We start from the raw sequence: 23,271 nt of genomic DNA, 5'->3' as shown, positions 1-23,271 counted from the left end.
CGTTCCTTCATCGGGGGAGCGGGCCGCGGTCGGCGAGCTCGACATCGTGGTTGTAGCGGTACAGGCGGGCGGGCCGGTGGCTGCCGGTGCGGAACTCGCGTGTCGGGATGAGGGTGCCCGACCCCTCGACCTGACGGCGGAAGTTGGCCGGGTCGAGACGCCTACCGCCGATGGCCTCGTAGACCTCGCGAAGCTCGGCGAGGGTGAACAGATCGGGGAGCAGCCCGTGCGCGATACGGCTGTAACCCACCTTGTTGCGCAGCCGCCACAGCGCGTACTCGATGATGCTGCGGTGGTCGAACGCCAGCTCCGGCAGGTCGGCCGTGTCGAACCAGGCGACGTTCTCGTCCTCGGGAAGCGGCGTCGACGCGACGTCTTCGCGCACGAGTGCCCAATAGACGATCGACACGACCCGCGAGGGGGAGCGTCCGACGTCGCCGAAGACGTAGAGCTGCTCGAGATAGCTCGGGGTCAGCGCCGTCGTCTCGGCGAGGGTCCGGGATGCCGCGGCCTCGAGGTTCTCCGACACGTCGAGCCATCCGCCGGGAAGAGCCCACTGCCCGGCGTGGGGGTCGCGCGTGCGGCGAACGAGGGGGAGGACGACGGACGGGAGATCCTCGCCACCGTGTCGGAGGCTGAAGATGACCGTCGACACGGCGACTCGGATGCCGTCGTGGGCGGCCTCGCCGTTACTTCGTGTCATTGTGACCCTAACTGCTCGCAACGATCTTATAGTCATGGCGACACGAACGGCAAACCGGGGGACTCACAGCGGGAGCACGTACGCTGTCAGCCGTTCCCGAGGAGGTCCTGTGCTGCTGGTCGACGTCATCGTCGTGATCCTCCTCGTCGGCTTCTTCGCCATCGGCGTCACGCGAGGCCTCGTCGCGATCGCGGGATCGCTCGCCGGGCTCGTGATCGGCTCGCTCCTCGCCGTCTGGGCCGTTCCCCTCATCGCGCCCGGTGTCGCCGACTGGGAGTACCGATCGCTCGTGCTCGCGGTGTGCGCCATCGCGATCATCGTCCTGTGCACCGCGCTCGGCACGGCGATCGGGGCTGCCCTGCGCCGCGGGGTCGACCGGGCCAAGCTTCGCGTCCTCGACCGCATCCTCGGGGCCGGTGGTGCGACGATCGCGGGCGGTCTCGTCCTCCTGCTCGGCGCCGGCGCGGTCACGGCGAGCGGCATGCCGCTCGTCGCCACAGCCGTGGCCTCGTCGCGCGTGCTCTCCTTCATCGACGGCCTCACCCCCGACCCGGTCGACACCGCGCTCGCCGAGGTGCGCGGGTTCGTCATCGACGAGGGGATCCCGCGCATCGGCGAGCTGCTGCGCCCCGAGGTGGAGCCGACCGCCCCCGCGGTCGCGCTCGACGACCCAGAGCTGCAGCGTGCCGCGGCATCCGTCGCCCGCATCAGCGGCACCGCCTACGCCTGCGGCGTGTCGATGACCGGTTCGGGCTTCGTCGCCGCCGACGACCTCATCGTGACCAACGCGCACGTCGTGGCGGGCGTAGACACGCCCGTCGTCGAGCTCCCCGGCCGCGACGCGCGCGAGGGGCGCGTCGTCTACTTCGACCCGGTAGACGATCTCGCCGTCATCGCCGTGTCCGACCTGGGGGCGACACCGCTGCCGGTCGTCCCGCCGGTCGCGGCCGGCGCAGCCGTCGCCGTCCAGGGCTATCCGCTCGGTGGCCCGTTCACGAGCGGTGCCGCCTTCGTTCTGTCGGTCGGCTCGGCGCCGGTCCCCGACATCTACGACCAGTCGAGCACGCCCCGCGAGATCTACGCGCTCGATGCCGATGTCAGGCCCGGCAACTCAGGCGGGCCGCTGCTGACCGACGCCGGTGACGTGGCCGGAGTCGTGTTCGCGCGCGGTGCGGATGACGAGCGACGCGGATACGCGATGACGACGACGGAGTTGCTGCCCGTGCTCGCGGGCGTCTCGGCGGATGCTCCCGCCGTGCGCGCCGGGAGCTGCACCCGCTGACCGGCGGGCGGTGCTCACCGCCTGCGCATTCTCGCGAGCGGTGACGCTATGCTGATCGCGCAACTGAAGACAGGCCGCATGACGCACGCGGGAGAGCCCCGGAGCAATCCGGGCACCGAAGGAGCAAGCCTCCCCGCCAATCTCTCAGGTCCGCGTACCGCGCGCGTCCGGCCGCTCTGGAAAGCGATCCTCTCGGGGATCCGCCGACGGTGAAAGCCGGGTTCGCCCGGTGAAACTCTCAGGCCCAAGACAGAGGGGGAGTTCCGGATGCCGCAGCCGTGGCAGCCGCCCGCCCGCAACGGGAGAACTCATGTCAGATCCCCGCTCCACCGTCCTGCACCATCGTCACGCTGCCCTCGGCGCGTCGTTCACCGACTTCGGCGGCTGGCTCATGCCCGTCCGCTACACGTCCGACCTGGCCGAGCACCACGCCGTGCGCACCGCCGCCGGACTGTTCGACATCTCGCACATGGCCGAGTTCGAGGTGACCGGGTCGGTCGCCGGCGAATGCCTCGACGCGGCACTCGCCGGGGCGATCTCGACGATGCGCGTCGGGAAGGCGAAGTACTCGCTCGTCCTCGCCGACGACGGCGGCATCATCGACGACGTCATCGTCTACCGCCTCGGCGGCGAGCGCTTCCTGATCATCGCGAACGCCGGCAACCGCGCGGCGGTGTGGGCCGCGCTGCAGGAGCGGGCCGAAGGCTGGGATGCCGAGGTCCGCGATCTCACCGACGATTACGCCCTCCTCGCCGTCCAGGGCCCCGCCGCGCTGGCCGTGCTCGAGGCCACCCCGGGTCTCACGACGCCCGGACTCGCACTCGCGGACACGCGCTACTACGCGTGGACGGCGGGCGAGTTCGCAGGCGAGCCCCTGCTCCTGGCGCGCACCGGGTACACCGGCGAAGACGGGTTCGAGCTGATGATCCCGGCCGGTGCGGCCGAAGCCCTCTGGGACGCCCTGCTCGCGGCCGGAGCGCCGCTCGGGCTCGCCCCCGCGGGACTCGCCTCGCGCGACACGCTTCGGCTCGAGGCCGGGATGCCGCTCTACGGACACGAGCTGTCGCTCGACGTCGCTCCCGCACAGGCGGGCCTCGGCCGCGTGGTCGCCGCCGACAAGGGTGCCTTCGTGGGGCGCGAGGGCCTGGCCGCACGCGCGTCGACCTCGGCGCCCGTGCTCGTCGGTCTCGTCTCGGAGGGCCGCCGCGCCGGCCGTGCGGGCTACGCCGTCCTCGGCCCCGACGGCGAGCGCGTCGGCGAGGTCACGAGCGGCGCCCTGAGCCCGACCCTCGGGCATCCCATCGCCATGGCTTACGTCGCACCCGAACACACCGCACCGGGTACCGAGCTCGGTCTCGATGTCCGCGGCACCCGCATTCCCGCCACCGTCACCACGCTGCCGTTCTACCGGAGGAAGAAATGACCGATCTCGACGCCCTGAAGTACACCGCCGAGCACGAGTGGGTCGCCCTCTCGGGCACCACCGCGACCGTCGGCATCACCGATTACGCCGCGGAGAAGCTCGGTGACGTCGTGTTCGTCGATCTCCCGGCCGTCGGCACGGCCGTGACCGCCGACACCGTCTGCGGCGAGATCGAGTCGACGAAATCCGTCGGCGAGCTCTACGCCCCGCTCAGCGGGACAGTCGTCGAGATCAACGAGGCCGTCGTCGACGATCCCTCGCTCGTCAACGCCGGACCGTTCGGCGACGGCTGGCTCGTTCGCATCGAGATCGAGCCGGCCGACGCCGACGCGCTGCTCGACCGCGCCGCGTACGTCGAGCTCACCGGCGGAGAGCGATGACCTCCGCTTTCGCCGCCCGTCATATCGGCACCGACGGCGCCGCCCAGCAGCGGATGCTCGACGCGCTCGGCTATCCCGACGTCGACGCGCTGCTCGCGCGAGCCGTACCGGCAGCCATCCAGGTCGGTGCGATCTCCGACAGCGTCATCCCGGCGGCGGTGCCCGAGCACGAGGCACTCGCGGAGCTGCGGGCGATGGCGTCGCGCAACCGTCCGGCGCGGTCCATGATCGGCCTCGGGTACTACGACACCTTCACGCCCGCCGTCATCCAGCGCAACGTCCTCGAGAACCCTTCCTGGTACACCGCATATACGCCGTACCAGCCGGAGATCTCGCAGGGCCGTCTGGAGGCGCTCATCAACTTCCAGACGATGGTCACCGACCTGACCGGGCTCGCGACGGCGAACGCGTCGATGCTCGATGAGGCCACGGCCGTCGTCGAGGGCATGCTCGTGGCTCGTCGGGCGTCGAAGTCGCGGAGCAACGTGTTCCTCGTCGACGCCGATGCGCTGCCGCAGACGAAGGCGCTGCTCGGACATCGCGCCGAGGCGCTCGGGATCGAACTGCGCGAGATCGACTTCGCCGACGCTGCCCCGCGCCCGTCCGACGAGCCGGTGTTCGGGGCGTTCGTGCAGTACCCCGGCGCGTCCGGCCGGGTGTGGGACCCCAGCGCGGTCATCGGCGAGGTGCAGGCCGCCGGCGGTCTCGTCGTCGTCGCCGCGGATCTGCTCGCGCTGACCCTGCTGCGATCACCCGGTTCGCTCGGCGCGGATGTGGCCGTCGGCACGACGCAGCGTTTCGGCGTACCGATGGGCTTCGGCGGCCCGCACGCCGGGTACATGGCGGTGCGCTCCGGTCTCGAGCGGCAGCTGCCCGGGCGCCTCGTGGGCGTCTCGGTCGACGCCGCGGGCGACCCGGCGTACCGGCTGTCGCTCCAGACTCGCGAGCAGCACATCCGGCGCGAGAAGGCCACGTCGAACATCTGCACCGCGCAGGTGCTGCTCGCCGTGATGGCATCGATGTACGCCGTCTACCACGGGCCGGACGGGCTGCGGGGCATCGCCGAGTCCGTCGCCGGCCACGCGGCGCTGCTCGCCGAGTGGCTGACGGAGGCCGGCGCAGAGGTCGCGCACCGGTACTTCTTCGACACCCTGACCGTCCGGGTCCCGGGTCGGGCCGGCGCGGTCGTCGCGGCCGCGCGCGAGCTCGGCTACCAGCTGTGGCTCCGCGACGGCGACACGGTCGGCGTCTCGGTCGACGAGACGACGACCACGACCGACCTGCACCGGATCGCGCAGGCGTTCGGTGGGCCCGACCAACGCGCGTTCGCCTTCGTCGCCGGCCGGGCGTGGCCGGAGCGGCACGCCCTGCCGGGGCTGCTGCGCGAGGACGAGTACCTCACGCATCCGGTCTTCAACAGCCACCACTCCGAGACGGCGATGATGCGCTACCTCAAGCGCCTCGCCGATCGCGACTACGCGCTCGACCGCGGCATGATCCCGCTCGGGTCGTGCACGATGAAGCTCAATGCCGCGACCGAGATGGCCGCGGTGACCTGGCCGGAGTTCGCACGGGTGCATCCGTTCGCGCCCGCCGACGACGTGCGCGGGTACCTCGACCTCGTCGAGCAGCTCGAGGCCTGGCTCGCCGAGGTCACGGGCTACGACACCGTGTCGCTGCAGCCCAACGCCGGCTCGCAGGGCGAGCTCGCCGGGCTCCTCGCGATCCGCGGCTACCACCGGTCACGCGGCGACGACGACCGCACCGTCTGCCTCATCCCGTCGTCGGCGCACGGCACGAATGCGGCATCCGCCGTGCTCGCCGGGATGCGCGTCGTCGTGGTGGCCTGCGACGAGGCCGGCAACGTCGATCTCGACGACCTGCGCGCGAAGATCGCGCAGCATGCGGAGACCCTGTCGGCCCTCATGATCACCTACCCGTCCACCCACGGCGTCTACGAGCACGAGGTGCTCGCCATCACCGAGGCGGTGCACGCGGCGGGCGGGCAGGTCTACGTCGACGGTGCGAACCTCAATGCGCTGCTCGGCTACGCCCGCTTCGGCGACCTCGGCGGCGACGTCTCGCACCTCAACCTGCACAAGACGTTCGCCATCCCGCACGGCGGCGGCGGACCGGGTGTCGGTCCCGTGGCGGCCAAGGCGCACCTCGCGGCATTCCTGCCGTCGCATCCGTTCGCGCAGCGCGCGGAGCACGCCGGCGGCTTCGTGTTCGAGGGTGGTCCGGTGTCGGCGGCGCCCTACGGTTCGGCGTCCATCCTCCCGATCTCCTGGGCGTACGTGCGCATGCTGGGCGCGCGCGGCCTGCGCGATGCGACCGGCGCGGCTGTCCTCGCGGCGAACTACGTCGCGGTGCGGCTCCGCGAGCACTACCCGGTGCTCTACGCGGGCGAAGGAGGTCTCGTCGCGCACGAGTGCATCCTGGATCTCCGTCCGCTGCGCGAGCGCACCGGCATCACCGTGGACGACGTCGCGAAGCGACTGATCGACTACGGCTTCCACGCGCCGACGATGTCGTTCCCGGTGGCGGGAACACTCATGGTCGAACCGACGGAGTCGGAGGATCTCGCCGAGATCGACCGTTTCATCGAGGCGATGGTCGCGATCCGCGCCGAGGCCGACCGGGTGGCTGCAGGGGAGTGGCCCGCCGACGACAATCCGCTGGTGAGCGCTCCGCACACGGCTGAGGCGGTCGTGGCGTCGGAGTGGGCGCATGCCTACTCGCGCGAAGAGGCGGTGTATCCCGTGCGGTCCCTCGTCCGCGGGAAGTACTGGCCGCCGGTGCGCCGGATCGACCAGGCCTACGGCGACCGCAACCTCGTGTGCGCCTGCCCGCCGCCGGAGGCCTTCGCCTGAACGGCCGTCCGCTTCGCGAGAGCGCACCGTCCCGTCGAGCACGCACCGTCTAACGTGTGTGCTCGACGGCGGGGTACGTTCTCGATGCCACCAGAGGGTCAGAAGAGTCCGGGCCACCACGCCGCGGCGAGCGGATAGCCGATGAACGCGATGAGGTCGATCACGACGTGCGCGATGACGAGCGGCATCACTCGGCCCCAGCGGTGATAGACCCATCCGAAGACCACGCCCATAGCGATGTTCCCGAAGATCGGACCGACGCCCTGGTACGCGTGATAGGCGCCGCGAAGCGCCGCCGTGGACAGAATGATCGTCCAGGTGCTCCAGCCGAGCCGGCGCAGCCGGTCGAAAAGGTAGCCGATGAAGATGACCTCTTCGGTGAGGCCGGCCCGCAGCGCCGCGAGGGCGAGGAGCAGGATGGCCGTCCACCCGCCGTCGAGCGGCGCGGCCCCCACCTGGACGGTGATCCCCAGTGCCCGTCCGAGTGCGTACAGCCCGAGGCCCGGAACACCGATGATGACGACGAGCAGGATGCCGGTGCCGGCATCCTTTCCGAACAGCCGGAAGTCGAGGCCGATCCGGCGCAGCGCCGAGCGGCCCGGCTCCCAGAGGAAGTAGATCGCCAACGCGACGGGCGCGAGGTTGAAGAGGTTTGAGAAGACCTGCGACACCACCTGCCACGGGTCGACGGTCGCTGCACCGGGATTGAGCGAGGTCGACTGGTCACCGAGGCTCACCGGGCTGGTCACCGCCTCGAGGAACGACAGCACCGAGAAGAACGCCGACCGGCCGACCGAGAGCGCCAGAACGAGGGCGATCTCCCACCACAGCCGGGTCCGTGACACGTGCGTCATTCTTCCTCCCGGGTCGATGTTAAGCCGGGGGACGGCGGCTCATGGGCGGCGGCGTTTGCGCGCGGGGGTCTCGGTCGCCAGGACGTGCTGCAGCGGCTCGGGATCGGCGAGGCGGCCGATGGCGAGCATGGTCTCGACGCGGTCGATGCCCGGGATCGGCCAGACCTGCTCGACGAGCAGGCGCTGCAGATCGGCATGGTCGCGAACACGGAACCGCGCCATCAGGTCGTAACCAGCGGCGAGGACGATGACCTCCGTCATGGCGTCGATCGCCTTCAGCGCGGTCAGCACCGCCGCGGCGTCGGCGTTCCCGGTCAGCCGTAACGGCATCACGACGAGCATCGGATATCCCAGCGCCGCCCAGTCGAGCTCGATCGTGTGCCGGCGGATGACGTGCCCGCGTTCCATCCGCGCGATGCGCTCTGCGACAGCCGGAGCCGACATCCCGACGTCCGCCGCGATGCTGCGCATCGACGCACGGGCGTCCTCGTGCAGGCGATGCAGGATCCGCCGATCGACGTCGTCGATCTCGAGGACCTCGCGCTCGGGTTCGAGCAGCGAGCGCAGGTGCGCTGGATCGGTCGTCATGCCCCTCCCCGGGGTGTGTCGGCGAAGCCGCTGCGTTCGAGCTCTCGGAGGACGTCGAGGGTGAACTGGACGTGGTCGAGGAAGTCTTCGACGTAGCCGTGCTCATCGTAGCCGTGCATGTTCCCGGCCGGTCGCAGGGTACCGGTGGGGGAGATGATGGGGGCTCCGAGGTACTCGAGGAACAGGGCGCCGGGACCCGCTCCCGTCATCACGTCGTAGACGACCGCGTCGGCGCCGAAGGCATGCCCGGCGGCGCGCACGACGGCCTCGCCGAAGGCGGACTCGACCGGAGAGTACGCGGGCGCGAGGGCGCGGATGACGGATACCGAGATGTCCGGATGCCGTGCGGCGAGGTGGGCGCGGACGGCATCCACCACGCGCTCCGGCTGCATCCCGGGGACGAGCCCGAAGCGCACGCGTGCGGACGCCGACGCCGGAATGCTCTGCCGCACGCCCTCGTCGAGGTCGAACCCGGAGAGACTCACCGACGGCTCGAAGACGAACCGCGTCGAGAGCTCCGCGTCCGTCCCCGGCAGATAGGGCGACACGCCGTCACGCGCGATCGAGGTTCCGGGCAGGGTGATGTCCGCCGTGCGGCGACGTGCGCGCTCGTCGGGGACGAGAGCCTCATCCCGCACACCGGCGACGGCGATCCGGCCGTCGTCGGTGCGCATCGACGAGATCGCCGCCATCAGCTCGAGCGGTGCGGAGCGCAGGATCGAGGAGTACGACGGATGCTGCGCCGCGGCGAGGATGTCGAGCGACAGCTCGATCTCGAGCGAGCCCCGGCATCCGAACCCGACGGCGGGGCGCCCGTCTTCCTCGCGGAGGTAGCTCTCCCACAGGCACGCGTCGGCCCGCAGCTCGGCCGCGTGCGCGGCGAGGACCGCGTCCAGGCCCGGGCTGCCGATCTCCTCGCACGGGTCCGCGAGGTAGATGACGCCGAACGGAGTCCGCCCGTCGTGGTCCTCGATCCAGAGGCGAAGCGAGGCGAGACGGCCCGCCACGTCGGCCTTGTCGTCGCACGCGCCGCGCGCGTACATCGCACCGTCCCGGATCTCGGCGGCGTACGGCGGCGAGGTCCAGCGCGACGGATCGCCCTCGGGCTGAACGTCGTAGTGGTTGTACAGCAGCAGCGACGCATCGCTCGCTCCGGCTCGGAAACCGACCACGACGGGACCATAACCGGGGATGTCGTAGCGCACGACGCGATCCATCAGCGGCGCGAGGCGCTCCTCGATCCAGTCGGCGGCCGCTGCGATCGCGTCGAGGCGACCGGCGACTGTCGGGAAGCGGCACAGTTCCCGCCAGCTCGCGACGATCTCGTCGGCGCGGTCGTCGATCCGGGCGTCGCGCGCCATCCTCACTTGCCCCGGGGCAGCGAGACGGGCACGAGGTCGTAGGGGTAGTCCGAGATGAGCTCGTAGCCGTCCTCGGTCACCAGCACGATGTCCTCGAGGCGAACGCCTCCGAAGCCCTGGCGGTAGCAGCCCGGCTCGATGGCGATGACGTCACCGGCCACGAGGACGGCATCGTTCTGGTTGAGGCTCGGCGGTTCGTGCACCTCGAGGCCCACGCCGTGTCCGAGCGAGTGGAAGTACCCCTCGTCGAGCACCTCGCCCGGCTTCTTCGTCAGCTGGGTCGGCTGGCCGGCGGCCTCGATGGGCTCGCACGAGATGCGGTGCAGCTCCGCCACCGGCAGTCCCGGACGGATCGCCGCGAGCGTCGCGTCGAACGACTTCTTGACGATGTCGTAGTAGAAGGCGAGCTCGTCGTCGATGTCGCCCTTGACGAAGGTCCGGGTCATGTCCGAATTACCGCCCGAGGCGATGTCGCGCGGGCAGATGTCGACCGTGACCGGCTCACCTTCGAAGATCTGACCCGATCCGGCGTGGTGCCCGATGCACGTCTGGGCGCCATGGGCGACGATCATGCCCGCGTCTTCGCAGCCGTTGCGGAGGAAGACCGACCGGATGCGGTCCTTGAGGTCCTCGCAGGTCAGGGGTGCGCCGTCGAGCAGAAGACCGCCGTCGGCGTCGACGGTGGCGCGGTGCATGGCATCGGCGACGAGCGAGACGCCCGCCTCAGCGGCGACCTGCGCGCGGCGGATGCCGGCGAGCTCGTGCGGAGTCTTCACGCGACGGCGCTGCACGAACAGGTCGCGGTCCACGCGGACCTCCACCCCGTTGGCGCGCAGGTGGTCGGCCACCTCGAGGGGGAAGGTGGGCGGCACTGCGGCGTGTGTCACGCCGAGCTTGCGGCAGGCGGCGACGAGAGTGGAGAGCTCCGCGAGGTCGGGGTCCTGGCCGGCGGCGCGGAAGTCGTCGAAGCCGAGCTCGTCGAGGGGGAACACGGTCATACCCGGCACATCGCGCATGCGCGCCGCCTCGAGCGACTTGATGGCCACGTGCGGCGCGCCGTCGACCTCGATGTAGAGGAACGGGTCGTGCACGTCGTGGGGGATGACGTGGCGCATGTCGGCGGCCAGCGTGCTCGCGTAGATGAGGATGGCGTCGTCCACCACAGCGGCTCTCCTTCGGTCGTGGGCTCCGGTGGGATCCGGAACGACTCGACCTTACATCAGCGAGGTGATCATGCCCGCGGACCTTCCTATCGAAAGCGTGCGTGCGCTCTCGTGGGTGAAGTGGAAGGTGTGCGCGGATGGTTGCGATCGGACGCCCGGCATCCCGGTTGACGCACCGCGCAGAGGCCGAGGCTCACCCGGTGCACGATGACAACCCCACGGGCGCGATTGTTGCCGACATGTAACGGTTTGGGCCTGGATGCGGTCACAGGGCGGGAGCGCGCTTATCGTCGGGGTATATCCCGTGCTCCGGACACCGGTGTGTCCTTGCCGCCGTCGACCGTGAGCGCGTACCCGTCACCCAGGAGGAAACATGTCGAGACGACGTTGGGGAGTCGGCGCTATCGCGCTGGTGTCCGCCGTCACGCTCACGCTGGCCGGTTGCTCGGCCGGCGGCGACAGCAACACGGGCGGGGGCTCCAACGCCTCCGCGATCATCACCACGAACGGCACCGAGCCGCAGAACCCGCTGCTGACCTTCGGCACCACCGAGACCGGCGGCGGCCGCATCCTCACCTCGATCTACGCGGGCCTGGTCAGCTACAAGGCTGACGGCACGATCGAGAACGAGGTCGCTTCCTCGATCGAGAGCGATGACAACGTCGTCTGGACGATCACCGTCGCCGACGGATGGAAGTTCACCAACGGTGAAGAGATCACCGCTCAGACGTTCGTCGACACCTGGACCGCCGGTGCTCAGGATGAGAACGGCGCGTACTGGTTCTACACGATCGAGGGCGCGTCCGACGACGGCAGCACCGCACCCACCGGCCTCGCGGTCGTCGACGACATGACCTTCACGGTCACGCTCAAGGCTCCCGACGCGGACTTCCCGCTGCGCCTCGGCTACACGGCTTACATGCCGCTGCCGTCCGTCGCCTTCGAGGACCTCGAGGCGTTCGGCGAGAACCCCGTCGGCAACGGCCCGTACATGCTCGACGGCGAGGGCGCATGGCGCCACAACGAGGGCATCGACCTCGTTCCGAACCCCGACTACAAGGGTGTGCGCGAGGTCGAGAACGACGGTCTGAACATCGTCTTCTACACCTCTCTCGAGTCGGCCTACGCCGACGCGCAGGGCGGCAACCTCGACGTGCTCGACACCGTGCCCGACACTGCGTTCGCGACCTACGAGACGGACTTCCCGGAGCGTTCGGTCAACCAGCCCGCTGCGATCTACCAGGGCTTCAACATCCCCTTCTACCTGCCGAACTTCGGCAACGACGAAGAGGGTCAGCTGCGTCGTGCGGCGATCTCGATGGCGATCAACCGCGAGGAGATCACCGACACGATCTTCCAGGGCACCCGCACGCCGGCCACCGACTTCACGTCGCCGGTCGTCGAGGGCTGGAGCGACGACCTGCCCGGGTCCGAGGTCCTCGAGTACAACCCCGAAGAGGCGAAGGCGAAGTGGGCCGAGGCCGAGGCGATCAGCCCGTACGCCGGACCGTTCACCATCACGTACAACTCCGACGGCGGCCACCAGGCCTGGGTGGATGCTGTCGCGAACAGCATCGCCAACACGCTCGGCATCGAGGCGGTCGGTTCGCCGCAGCCGACCTTCGCCGCTGCGCTCGACCTGCGCACGAGCGGCACCCTCACCGGTGCCACCCGCGCCGGATGGCAGGCGGACTACCCGTCGCAGGGTAACTTCCTGTCGGCGCAGTACAGCACCGGCGCCAGCTCGAACTACGAGGGCTACACCAACCCCGAGTTCGACCAGCTGCTGACGCAGGCCGCATCGGCTCCGTCCATCGAGGACGCGGCCGGCCTGTACGAGCAGGCACAGGAGATCCTGATGCGCGATCTGCCCAGCGTTCCGCTGTGGTACCAGAACGCCGTCGGTGTCTGGGGCGAGGGCGTCGACAACGTCGTCTTCGGCTGGGACTCGGTGCCGCTCTACAACCAGGTCACCAAGGGCTGAGTTCGGCTCCAGGCGATCATCGAGTACGGTGTCCGGGGCGCGTTCGCGTCCCGGACACCGTGCTGACCGGGGCCTCTCGCCCTCACTACCCGAACCCATTTAGGAACTATTCGTCGATGCTCTGGTTCATCGGTCGACGGCTGCTTCAGCTGATCCCCGTCTTCTTCGGGGCGACCCTTCTCATCTACGCCCTCGTCTTCCTCTTGCCGGGAGACCCGATCGCCGCCCTGTACGGCGAGCGTCAGCCGTCTCCCGCCGTCATCGAGGCGGTGAGGGCGCAGTACAACCTCGACAAGCCGTTCATCGTGCAGTACTTCCTGTACATCGGGGCGCTGCTGCAGGGTGACTGGGGCACGACGTTCTCGGGCCGGCCCGTCATCGACGTCATGGCTCAGGCGTTCCCGATCACGCTGCGGCTGGCGGTCCTCGCCCTCGCGATCGAAGCGTTCTTCGGCATCGTCGTCGGTCTCATCGCCGGCCTGCGCAAGGGCAAGCTCTTCGACGCCACCGCCCTGGTCGTCAGCCTGCTCCTCATCTCCGTGCCGACCTTCGTCATCGGCTTCGTCCTGCAGTACATCCTCGGCATCCAGCTCGGGTGGTTCAGAACCACGGTCAGTGCGGGTGCGCCCTGGAACGAGCTCCTCCTGCCGGCGATCGTGCTCGCGACGGTGTCGTTCGCGTACATCGTCCGCCTCACCCGTTCCTCCGTCGCGGAGAACCTCTCAGCCGACTTCGTACGCACGGCGACGGCCAAGGGCCTCAGCCGCCGTCGGGTCGTCACGGTGCACGTCCTGCGCAACTCCCTCGTCCCGGTGGTGACCTATCTGGGCGTGGATCTCGGATCGCTGATGGTCGGCGCGATCGTGACCGAGAGCATCTTCAATATCAACGGCGTCGGCGGCACGATCTATCGCGCCATCACGATCGGTGAGGGACCCACGGTCGTGTCCTTCGTCGCCATCATGGTCATCATCATCATGCTGGCGAACCTGCTCGTCGATCTCCTGTACGCCTGGCTCGACCCGAGGATCCGCTATGCCAAGTAATCTCCGCCGGAATCAGGAACACTTCGTCGCTCCCGAGGAGGAGACGCCGCTCCAGGCCATCGACGCCGTCTCGACCGATGACAAGCCGCGCACGGTCTGGAGCGACGCGTGGCAGTCGATGCGCCGTCGGCCCATGTTCTGGGTCTCCGCCGTGCTCATCGTGCTGATCCTCGTCGTCGCGATGTTCCCCGGGCTCTTCTCGCCCGTGTCGCCGACCGCGAACTGTCAGCTGGCCGACAGCAACGCCGGACCGCGTGCCGGACACATCTTCGGATTCACGCGCCAGGGCTGCGATGTCTACGCCCGCGTGATCTACGGCACGCAGTCGTCGGTCATGGTCGGCTTCATCGCGACGCTCATGGTGACGATCTTCGGCTCGATCGTCGGCGCCCTCGCCGGCTATTACGGCGGCATCCTCGACGCGATCCTGTCGCGCGTGGCGGACATCTTCTTCGCCATCCCGACCGTGCTCGGCGCCATCGTCTTCATGTCGGTCGTGCCCGACCGGACGCCGCTCGTCGTCGCCCTCGTGATCGCCGTCTTCGCGTGGCCGCAGATCGCTCGCATCATGCGCGGCGCGGTCCTGACGGCGAAGCAGGCCGACTACGTCGTGGCGTCCATCGCGCTCGGCGTCTCGCGCTGGCGCGTGCTGCTGCGCCATGTGCTGCCGAACGCGATCGCGCCCGTCATCGCCGTGGCCACGGTGTCGCTCGGAACGTTCATCGTCGCCGAGGCGACCCTGTCGTTCCTCGGCATCGGTCTGCCCGGCACGGTGATGAGCTGGGGCAACGACATCAATTCCGCGCGCCAGTCGCTCACCACGAGCCCCATGGTGCTGATCTACCCCGCCGCCGCCCTGTCGGTGACGGTCCTGTCCTTCCTCATGCTGGGTGACGTCGTGCGCGATGCCCTCGACCCGAAGGAGCGTGCGCGCCGATGAGCGACACCACGTCCTCGGATGCCACGCCGCTGCTGGACATCCGCAACCTCCACGTCGGGTTCCAGACGAAGGCCGGACTCGTCCCGGCCGTCCGTGGCGTCGACCTGACGATCTATCCGCGCCAGTCGGTCGCGATCGTCGGCGAGTCCGGCTCCGGTAAGTCCACGACGGCGCAGGCGATCATCCGTCTGCTACCGGGCACCGGGCGCATCACCGACGGCCAGATCATGTTCGAGGGCCGGGACCTCGCGGCACTGTCGAACCGCGAGCTGCAGGCCGTGCGCGGAGCGCAGATCGGCTATGTCCCGCAGGATCCCATGTCGAACCTCAACCCGGTCCTGACCGTCGGGTTCCAGGTGCGCGAGGCCGTCCGCTCGAACCGCAGCGCGACCGGTCGCGCCGCGGTCCGCGATCGTGCCGTCGAGGTCCTCACCGAGGCGGGGCTGCCCGACGCCGCCGACCGGATGCGGCAGTACCCGCACCAGTTCTCCGGCGGTATGCGTCAGCGTGCCCTCATCGGAATCGGTCTGTCCGCGCGCCCGAAGCTCCTGATCGCCGATGAGCCGACGTCGGCCCTGGACGTCACCGTGCAGCGCCAGATCCTCGACCACCTGGGCACGCTCACCACCGACTTCGGCACCTCGGTGCTGTTCATCACCCACGACCTCGGTCTGGCAGCCGAGCGGGCCGAGCACCTGGTCGTGATGTACCGCGGTCGCGTGGTCGAGTCGGGTCCGTCGCAGGAGATCCTCGCCGATCCCAAGCACCCCTATACGAAGCGACTCGTGTCCGCGGCCCCGAGCCTCGCCTCGCGTCGCATCCAGGCGGTGCGCCACCACGAGGACGTCGACGTCTTCGGCGCGGGGGAGCAGTTCCTCGCCCGCGCCGAGGAGCGCGAGGCCGAGGCGGAGGCGGTCGCTGCGCGCAGCGATTTCATCGACATCCGCAACGCGCGACGTGTTTACAAGGTGCGCACCGGCGGCCTCTCGTCCAAGCAGATCGTCGCGGTCGACGACGTCAGCATCCAGGTGGCGAAGGGAACGACGACCGCGATCGTCGGAGAGTCGGGGTCGGGTAAGTCCACGCTCGCCAAGCTCTTCCTGCAGCTGGAGCAGCTGACGTCGGGCGAGATCCACTTCGACGGCAAGAAGCTCGGCGGGCTCAGCCGCGCCGAGGAGCTCGCTTTCCGCCGCCGGGTCCAGCCGGTCTTCCAGGACCCCTACGGCACCCTCGACCCGCAGTACAGTGTCGGCGACACGATCGCCGAGCCCATGCGGGTGCACAAGTTCGGCACCCAGAAGGAGCGGTCGGCGCGGGTACGCGAGCTGCTCGACCAGGTGTCGCTCCCGGCAGCGGCGAAGGACCGCTATCCGAGCGAGCTCTCGGGCGGTCAGCGTCAGCGCGTCGCCATCGCGCGCGCCCTCGCGCTCAAGCCCGACGTGCTCGTCCTCGACGAGGCGGTCTCGGCCCTCGATGTGCTGGTGCAGGGGCAGATCCTGAACCTGCTGACGGAGCTGCAGACGGAGCTCGACCTGACCTATCTGTTCATCACCCATGACCTCGCGGTCGTGCGTCTCGTGGCCGATAACGTCTCGGTCATGCGACGGGGTCGTCTGGTCGAATCGGCGACGACCGACGAGGTCTTCGACCGCTCGACCGAGGAATACACGCGCGAACTGCTCGCGGCCATCCCCGGCGCCGGATTCCAGTTCGGCGTCTGAGCCTCCGCAGTATGCGCAAGACCTACCGGCCGGCGTCGGCGACCATCGCGGTCGCCGGCGCCGGCCTGCTCGGCGTCTTCCTCCTCGGCGACGCGTTCGTCCGGGGCGGCGTCGTGCAGGGACTGCTGCTGGCACCCTGGGTCCTCCTGGCGGTGTGGATCATCTACACGCTGCTCTACGCGCCGTTCATCGCGACCGACGAGAGCGCGATCGTCATAGCGAATCCGCTCAGGGTCACGCGTGTGCCCTGGCCGTCGGTCGCCGATATCCGGTTGCGCTGGCAGGTCACCGTCGACACCGTCGATGGCCGCTCCATCTCCGCCTTCGGCGGTCCGTCACCCAGCCGGCCGTCCCGTGTCGGCCGTGGTGCGTGGTCCAGCGTCCGCGAAGAAGCGGAGCGGATGCCGACCGCCGTCCGCGAGCTCGAGGAGATCCGCTCGGCGTGGGAGGAACAGGCTCCCGAAGCCCCGAACGAGGCGATCACCGCCACGTGGAACCGCGCGGTCCTGGTGCCGCTCGCCGTCATTGTGCTCTGGGCGGCTGTCGCCGTCGCTTTCGGCGGCTGAACCCGATCCCGCGCTGCATCATCTGCCGGTGTGCGGGTTCCGGACTGCCTATGTGCTCAGCCGGCCTGCGGCGCGGTGAGCAAGGCGTACGCCGATCGCGGCATGCGTAGGACACATTTTGCTAACGAACTCGTTTCGCGCAACACGTTGGAAACGAACGCACGCAAGGGTAGTTCTCATCTGAGCTCGGCGACCCGGTCACCGAGCGGGGAACGGAAAGGTCTTCCGTCGCCCGGATCATCAAGAGAACAGGAGTGGGAATGCGTTTCACGCGTATCTCCATGGCGGCCGCGAGCGCCGCAGCCCTGGCGCTCGTCGTCGCCGGCTGCGCGCCGGCGGACGGTGGGGACCAGGAGGCGACCTCGGCGAGTCAGTCGATCGCCGTTTCGGTCGGTCCGAACGACTTCATCAGCTACAACGGCTTCACGCCCGAGACGTACTCGACGTACAACTCGGCGATCGTGGACCGGCTCCTCGCGGGCTTCAGCTACTTCGACGAGGTCGGCGCCATCCAGCCGAACACCGATCTGGGCTCGTACGAGCTGATCTCGGAAGACCCGATGGTCGTCGAGTACACCATCGCCGACGACGCGAAGTGGTCTGACGGCACGCCCATCACGGTCGCCGACGCCGTTCTCGCCTGGGGCGTCCAGAACCCCAACCTCGCCGGTGCCGAGGGCCCCCTGTTCAACTCGGTCTCGCAGGACCTCGGTGACACCGTCCCCGCCGGCCCGCAGGGCGACGCCGACGGCAAGTCGTTCACGGTCGAGTTCGCGGCGCCGGACCCCGACTGGCAGATCCAGACCTGGATGCTCAGCCCGGCGCACGTCGTCGCCGAGCAGGGCGGCCTGTCGACCGAGGAGCTCGTCGAGGCCATCCGTGGCGGCGACGCCGCCGCCCTCGCCGACGCGGCCGAGTTCTGGAACACCGGATGGAACACCGCCCCCGGCACGCTGCCGGACGAGGCGCTCATCCCCAGCTCCGGCCCGTACGTCCTCTCGTCGTGGGAGGCCGGCCAGTCGGTGACCCTGAAGCGCAACGAGAACTACTACGGCGAGCCGGCGGCCAACGACGAGCTCGTCATCCGCTTCGTCGCGCAGGACGCCATGGTCCAGGCGCTGCAGAACGGTGACCTCGACGTCATCGCCCCGCAGCCCTCGGTCGACACCGTCTCGCAGATCGAGGAGCTCGGCGACGCCGCTCAGCTGCTGACCGGCCAGACGCTCACCTGGGAGCACCTCGACTTCAACTTCAAGGGCAACGCGTCGCTCGCGAACAGCCTCGAGCTGCGTCAGGCGTTCGCGATGTGCGTGCCGCGCCAGCAGATCGTCGACAACCTCATCAAGCCGGTCAGCTCGGATGCCGAGGTCATGAACGCTCGCGAGGTCTTCCCGTTCCAGGAGAACTACGACGAGGTCGTCTCGGCCGCGTACGACGGCCGCTACGACGAGCCCAACCTCGAAGAGGCCAAGGCTCTCGTCGACGCTGCGGGCGCTGCCGGCACCGTCGTCCGCATCGGCTACTCGGCGCCGAACCCGCGTCGTGCCGACGAGGTCGCCCTCATCAAGTCGTCCTGCGACCAGGTCGGGTTCGACATCCAGGATGTCGGCAACGCCGACTTCTTCCAGCCCGGTGGCACCCAGGAGCGCGGCGACTACGACGTGGCCCTGTTCGCCTGGGCAGGCTCCGGCCAGATCACGTCGGGCCAGAACATCTACGCCACCGACAAGCCGCAGAACTACGGCGGCTACTCGAGCCCGGTCGTCGACCAGGCCTGGGAGACGCTCGTGACGAGCCTCGACGAGTCGGTCCACCTCGAGCAGACGAAGATCATCGAGAAGCAGCTGTGGGATGACCTGTTCGGCATCCCGCTGTTCGCCCACCCCGGTGTCGACGCTGCTGCCGCCGACATCGAGAACGCTCAGCACTCGGTGGGCCAGAGCGGCATCATGTGGAACGCCGAGAAGTGGTCGCGCGCAGAATAAACGTATTCTGTCTCTGACACGACCAGAGTGTGGGCCGTCGCTGCGGTGACGGCCCACACTCCCGTGAGGGGCACACGTGTGCCCCGCGTACGACCAAGGGACCTCGACTTCCGTGCTGAAATTCATCATCCGCCGTCTGGCGGCAGCGGTGGGCATCATGCTCGCCGCATCCCTCTTGATGTACGTCCTGACGATCAACTCCGGCGACCCGCTCGCCGACCTGCGAGAGAGCAACGCGGACAACCGCGAGCAGTTGATCGCTCGGCGTATCGAATACATGAACCTCGACCAGCCCTGGTTCCAGCGCTACCTCACCTGGCTCCTGGGTGCGAGCAAGTGCTTCATCGGGCAGTGCGACCTCGGACTCACCCGACAGGGCGTCGAGGTCTCCACGCTCGTGGGACAGGCAGCGGCCTCGACGCTGAGGCTCGTCCTGCTCGCCACGATCCTGGCGCTGATCATCGGTGTCGCGATCGGCATCATCACCGCCATCCGGCAGTACTCGGGCCTGGACTACGCCGTCACGTTCCTCACGTTCCTCTTCTTCTCGCTGCCCGTCTTCTGGGCTGCGGTGCTCTTCAAGGAGTACCTCGCGATCGGGTACAACGACTGGATCCGCGATCCGGAGCTGACGCCGACACAGATCATCCTGATCGCCGTCGTCATCGGGTTCGTCGTGCAGGTGCTCGGCGGCGGCTCGCTGAAGCGGCGGGCGATCACCTTCGCCGTCACCGCCGCGGTCCTGGGGGCAGCGCTGCCCCTCATGCTGGCGACCAACGCGTTCCGCGAGCCGCGCCTCACCATCATCGGCGTGGCCGTGCTCACTGTCCTGCTCGCACTCAGCGCGACGGTGGCGTCGGTGGGGCTGCACAACAGGCGGGTGCTCGTCATCGGTCTGGCCAGCGCGGGACTCGTCGTCGTCATGCACCTGGCGCTGACGAACGTGTTCATCTACTACATGAACTGGGGCATCCTCGCCGGCGGTGCGCTGCTGGCGATGATCGTGCCGTTCCTCATCGGGCGGTTCTTCGGCGGGCGTTTCCGGGGGCCGGCTACGGTCGTCGCATTCGTCACGATCTTCGGCGGTGCCCTCCTGACGGTCGTGGACTCGCTCTTCCGCGTGTGGCCGTCGTTCCTGCAGCGCAAGCCGCGCCCCATCTCGACGATCGGCGCGCAGACGCCGAACTTCGATGGGACGTTCTGGCAGACCTTCCTCGACATCGGCACGCAGATGCTGCTGCCGACGCTGCTGCTGACCGTCATCTCGTTGGCGTCGTACAGCCGCTACACGCGGACATCGATGCTCGAGGTGGGCAACCAGGACTTCATCCGCACGGCGCGGGCGAAGGGCGTTCCCGAGCGGCTGGTCATCTTCCGCCACGCGTTCCGCAACGCCCTCATCCCGATCGCGACCATCGCGGCGTTCGACTTCGCCGGACTCATCGGCGGTGCCGTGGTCACGGAGCAGGTCTTCGGATGGAAGGGCATGGGCGACCTGTTCGCGACAGGGCTGCGCGAAGTCGACCCGAATCCCGTGATGGCCTTCTTCCTCGTGACCGGCCTCGCCGCGATCGTCTTCAACATGCTGGCGGACATCTTCTACGCCGTCATCGACCCGAGGATCCGAGTATGACGAACCCGAACGACAACGTGCCGACCACGACGTCGGTCCTCTCGGTCGCGGAGGCCGAGGACGCTGCGCTCGCGAAGAGCACCGCCGCACCCCGCTCACAGGCGCGCATCGTGTGGGGGCGCTTCCTGCGGCACCGCGCGGCGACGATCTCCGCGGTGATCCTGATCTTCCTGACGCTCTTGAGCTTCACCTCGGTGGGCTTCTTCGGCATCCCGGGATGGTGGCCCCACGACTACCGCGCCGCGGGCGACGTCGTCAACGGGGGTGCCCCGACGCTGAGCCTGATTCCCGAGTGGCTCGGCGGCGACGGCATCCGGATCGGCGAGCATCCGTTCGGCCAGGAGAACACCGGCAAGGACTTCTTCGCGCTGACGATGATGGGTACGCAGCGATCGATCCTGCTCGGTCTCGTACTCGGCATCTCGTCCACCGTCATCGGAAGCGTCATCGGCGCGGTCGCGGGCTACTACCGCGGCTGGGTCGACTCGGTCCTGATGCGCATCACCGATCTGTTCATTGTGATCCCGCTGCTCGCCCTCGCGGCCGTCGTGGGTCAGATCGCGGGGAACATCGGCAAGAACCCGATCGTGCTGGCGTTCATGCTCTCGTTGCTGACGTGGACGGGACTCGCCCGCCTCGTGCGCGGCGAGGTGCTGTCGCTGCGCGAGCGCGACTTCGTCCTCGCAGCTCGTGCGTCGGGTGCCGGGGGAGCACGCATCATCTTCCGCCACCTCATGCCGAACGTCGTGGGCGTCATCGCGGTCAACGCGACGTTCGCCATTGCGGGCGCCATCCTGCTCGAGAGCTCGCTGTCGTACCTCGGATTCGGCGTCGTCCCCCCGGAGACCTCGTTGGGCCTCCTGATCAGTCAGTACCAGGGCAGCTTCACCAGCAGACCGTGGCTGTTCTGGTGGCCGGGCATGATGATCCTCGCGATCGCCCTGTCCATCAACTTCCTGGGCGACGGCATCCGCGACGCGTACGACCCGCGCCAGTCGCGCAGCGTGCGTCGCGAGATCAAGAGGAGGAACCGCGCATGAGCGTCACCGCCACGCGTACCGCACTGAAATTCACCGACCTTTCGGTCACGTTCCTCACCGGCTCGGGCGACGTCGACGCCGTCAAGGGCATCTCGCTCGAGGTGCGCCCCGGCGAGGTCGTGGCAGTGGTCGGCGAGTCGGGTTCCGGCAAATCGGTGACCTCGCTGGCCGCGATGGGTCTTCTGGCCGAGAACGCCATCACCCGGGGATCCATCACGGTCGGCGAGACCGAGGTGATCGGGCTTCCGAACGAGCGGATGCGCAAGCTCCGCGCCAGCGAGATCGCGATGATCTTCCAGGAGCCGATGACGGCGCTGAACCCGGTGCTGACGATCGAGCGTCAGCTCACCGAGATCTTCGAGCTCCACGACGTCGCGTACGGCGAGGACGCGCGTGACCGGTCCATCGGCCTGTTGCGTGACGTGGGCATCCCCGAGCCGGAGCGGCGCATCAAGCAGTACCCGCACCAGTTCTCGGGAGGCCAGCGTCAGCGCATCGTCATCGCGATGGCGATCGCTCTCGATCCGAAGGTCATCATCGCGGACGAGCCGACCACCGCTCTCGACGTCACGGTCCAGGCCGAGATCCTCGATCTGCTGCGGCGTCTGAAGGACCACCGCGATGCGGGCATCCTGCTGATCACGCACAACATGGGCGTCGTCGCCGACATCGCCGACCGCGTCGCGGTGATGTACCGCGGTGACCTGGTCGAGGTCGGCGACGTGGAGGACGTCCTCACCCGGCCCCAGCATCCCTACACGAAGAAGCTCCTCGCCGCCGTTCCCCGCCTCGACCCCGAGCTCACCACTCGAGCCGCCGGCGGCGCCACGCGCGACGTGGTGCTGGAGGCGAAGGGACTCGTCCTCGAGTACGCCGGGCGCGGCAAGACCTTCCGCGCTGTCGAGGACGTCTCGTTCGACCTCGCCGCCGGCGAAGTCCTCGGTATCGTCGGCGAGTCCGGCTCGGGCAAGTCGACGATCGCGCGCGCCGTGCTCGGGCTGATGCCGGTCGCGGACGGGACGCTGAGTCTCGGCGGACGGGACCTCGCGAAGCTGCGCGGGCGCAAGGCGAAGAACGTGCGGCGCGACATCGGCGTCGTCTTCCAGGACCCTGCGGCATCCCTCGACCCGCGGTTCCCGATCGGCGACTGCATCATCGAGCCGATGGCCATTCACCGTGTCGGCACCAAGGCGGAGCGGCTCGATCGGGCCCGCGAGCTGCTCGACGCCGTGCGGCTGCCGCGCGACGTGCTCGAGCGGTACCCGCACGAGCTGTCGGGTGGTCAGCGTCAGCGCGTCTCGATCGCGCGGGCGCTCACGCTGCGGCCGAAGCTCTTCGTCGCCGACGAGCCGACGTCGGCGCTCGACGTGTCGGTCCAGGCCGCCGTGCTCGACATGCTGAAGGAGCTGCAGGAGACGTACTCGTTCGCCTGCATCCTCGTCAGTCATGACCTCGCCGTCGTCGACCAGCTGTCGGACCAGATCCTCGTGCTCAAGTCGGGGCGAACGGTCGAGCAGGGGTCGACGTCGCGCGTTCTGCTGCAGCCCCGCGAGGCCTACACCCGGGAACTGCTGGCCGCGTCCCCGGTCCCGGATCCGATCGAGCAGCGCCGCCGCCGCGAGGAACGCCGGGCCGCGCTCGACGCATCCTGAGGCTCGGATTCCGACCTCCTCGCAGGCGCCCCGCGAACTCGCAGGGCGCCTGCGTTAAACTGTCCCGTCGGCATCCC

At 69.1% G+C, this 23,271-nt stretch carries 18 protein-coding genes and 1 riboswitch; of the genes, 13 read left to right on the top strand and 5 right to left on the bottom strand.

Features of this window, described 5'->3' with window-relative positions; genetic code table 11:
- Positions 1-7: 7 nt before the first annotated feature.
- Complete coding sequence (locus C1N74_RS09030) at positions 8-703, bottom strand: NUDIX domain-containing protein (protein WP_071918040.1); 696 nt, start codon at positions 701-703, stop codon at positions 8-10.
- A 109-nt stretch (positions 704-812) separates the two neighbouring features.
- Here C1N74_RS09030 and C1N74_RS09025 point away from each other — a divergent pair, with 109 nt between their 5' ends.
- From C1N74_RS09025 to gcvP, 4 genes are all read left to right on the top strand, one after another.
- Positions 813-1,985, top strand: coding sequence for a MarP family serine protease (locus C1N74_RS09025; protein ID WP_023950478.1), 1,173 nt, complete (start codon positions 813-815; stop codon positions 1,983-1,985).
- A 78-nt stretch (positions 1,986-2,063) separates the two neighbouring features.
- Positions 2,064-2,155, top strand: a riboswitch (glycine riboswitch).
- Positions 2,156-2,295: 140 nt separating this feature from the next.
- On the top strand, positions 2,296-3,408 hold the full coding sequence (gene gcvT, locus C1N74_RS09020) for a glycine cleavage system aminomethyltransferase GcvT (RefSeq protein ID WP_088379999.1): 1,113 nt from the start codon (positions 2,296-2,298) through the stop codon (positions 3,406-3,408).
- Positions 3,405-3,788 (top strand): glycine cleavage system protein GcvH, encoded by a 384-nt coding sequence (gene gcvH / locus C1N74_RS09015; protein ID WP_064956506.1) that lies wholly within the window; start codon positions 3,405-3,407, stop codon positions 3,786-3,788. The genes gcvT and gcvH overlap by 4 nt, the downstream gene beginning before the upstream one ends.
- Complete coding sequence (gene gcvP, locus C1N74_RS09010; RefSeq protein WP_137750383.1) at positions 3,785-6,661, top strand: aminomethyl-transferring glycine dehydrogenase; 2,877 nt, start codon at positions 3,785-3,787, stop codon at positions 6,659-6,661. The genes gcvH and gcvP overlap by 4 nt, the downstream gene beginning before the upstream one ends.
- A gap of 98 nt (positions 6,662-6,759) precedes the next feature.
- Here gcvP and C1N74_RS09005 read toward each other — a convergent pair whose 3' ends face one another.
- The 4 genes from C1N74_RS09005 to C1N74_RS08990 are packed head-to-tail and all read right to left on the bottom strand — an operon-like array spanning position 6,760 to position 10,627.
- On the bottom strand, positions 6,760-7,515 hold the full coding sequence (locus C1N74_RS09005) for a CPBP family intramembrane glutamic endopeptidase (protein ID WP_071918043.1): 756 nt from the start codon (positions 7,513-7,515) through the stop codon (positions 6,760-6,762).
- Positions 7,516-7,554: 39 nt separating this feature from the next.
- Positions 7,555-8,103 carry an Lrp/AsnC family transcriptional regulator gene (locus tag C1N74_RS09000; RefSeq protein ID WP_023950488.1) on the bottom strand — a complete coding sequence of 183 codons (549 nt, stop codon included), beginning with the start codon at positions 8,101-8,103 and terminating at the stop codon, positions 7,555-7,557.
- Complete coding sequence (locus C1N74_RS08995) at positions 8,100-9,464, bottom strand: M20/M25/M40 family metallo-hydrolase (RefSeq protein ID WP_071918044.1); 1,365 nt, start codon at positions 9,462-9,464, stop codon at positions 8,100-8,102. The genes C1N74_RS09000 and C1N74_RS08995 overlap by 4 nt, the downstream gene beginning before the upstream one ends.
- A gap of 2 nt (positions 9,465-9,466) precedes the next feature.
- A complete protein-coding gene (locus tag C1N74_RS08990) occupies positions 9,467-10,627 on the bottom strand; it encodes a Xaa-Pro peptidase family protein (protein ID WP_023950492.1) in 1,161 nt (386 codons plus the stop codon).
- Between the two features lie 373 nt (positions 10,628-11,000).
- On the opposite strand from C1N74_RS08990, the gene C1N74_RS08985 reads away from it, so the two are divergent.
- The 9 genes from C1N74_RS08985 to C1N74_RS08945 all read left to right on the top strand — a co-directional run bounded on the left by C1N74_RS08985 (position 11,001) and on the right by C1N74_RS08945 (position 23,194).
- The gene (locus C1N74_RS08985) at positions 11,001-12,611 is read left to right on the top strand and encodes an ABC transporter substrate-binding protein (RefSeq protein WP_023950494.1); all 1,611 of its coding nucleotides are present in this window, start codon (positions 11,001-11,003) and stop codon (positions 12,609-12,611) included.
- A gap of 116 nt (positions 12,612-12,727) precedes the next feature.
- Positions 12,728-13,657: an ABC transporter permease gene (locus C1N74_RS08980; protein WP_023950495.1), complete on the top strand. Its 930-nt coding sequence runs from the start codon at positions 12,728-12,730 to the stop codon at positions 13,655-13,657.
- Positions 13,647-14,597 carry an ABC transporter permease gene (locus C1N74_RS08975; protein ID WP_023950496.1) on the top strand — a complete coding sequence of 317 codons (951 nt, stop codon included), beginning with the start codon at positions 13,647-13,649 and terminating at the stop codon, positions 14,595-14,597. The genes C1N74_RS08980 and C1N74_RS08975 overlap by 11 nt, the downstream gene beginning before the upstream one ends.
- Positions 14,594-16,318, top strand: coding sequence for an ABC transporter ATP-binding protein (locus tag C1N74_RS08970; protein ID WP_071918046.1), 1,725 nt, complete (start codon positions 14,594-14,596; stop codon positions 16,316-16,318). The genes C1N74_RS08975 and C1N74_RS08970 overlap by 4 nt, the downstream gene beginning before the upstream one ends.
- A gap of 11 nt (positions 16,319-16,329) precedes the next feature.
- The gene (locus C1N74_RS08965; protein ID WP_137750382.1) at positions 16,330-16,884 is read left to right on the top strand and encodes a PH domain-containing protein; all 555 of its coding nucleotides are present in this window, start codon (positions 16,330-16,332) and stop codon (positions 16,882-16,884) included.
- Positions 16,885-17,144: 260 nt separating this feature from the next.
- Positions 17,145-18,869 (top strand): ABC transporter substrate-binding protein, encoded by a 1,725-nt coding sequence (locus tag C1N74_RS08960; RefSeq protein WP_023950501.1) that lies wholly within the window; start codon positions 17,145-17,147, stop codon positions 18,867-18,869.
- A gap of 112 nt (positions 18,870-18,981) precedes the next feature.
- Complete coding sequence (locus tag C1N74_RS08955) at positions 18,982-20,502, top strand: ABC transporter permease (RefSeq protein WP_023950503.1); 1,521 nt, start codon at positions 18,982-18,984, stop codon at positions 20,500-20,502.
- Positions 20,499-21,542: an ABC transporter permease gene (locus C1N74_RS08950; RefSeq protein WP_064956512.1), complete on the top strand. Its 1,044-nt coding sequence runs from the start codon at positions 20,499-20,501 to the stop codon at positions 21,540-21,542. Before C1N74_RS08955 ends, C1N74_RS08950 begins: the two co-directional genes overlap by 4 nt.
- Positions 21,539-23,194 carry an ABC transporter ATP-binding protein gene (locus C1N74_RS08945; RefSeq protein ID WP_023950505.1) on the top strand — a complete coding sequence of 552 codons (1,656 nt, stop codon included), beginning with the start codon at positions 21,539-21,541 and terminating at the stop codon, positions 23,192-23,194. The genes C1N74_RS08950 and C1N74_RS08945 overlap by 4 nt, the downstream gene beginning before the upstream one ends.
- The last annotated feature ends 77 nt before the right edge of the window (positions 23,195-23,271 follow it).

Origin of the sequence: Microbacterium sp. SGAir0570 (genome assembly GCF_005491085.2) — a bacterium.
Taxonomy (GTDB): domain Bacteria; phylum Actinomycetota; class Actinomycetes; order Actinomycetales; family Microbacteriaceae; genus Microbacterium; species Microbacterium arborescens.
Note: the sequence above shows the minus strand (reverse complement) of the source record. Positions and strands in the feature narration are given on the sequence as shown.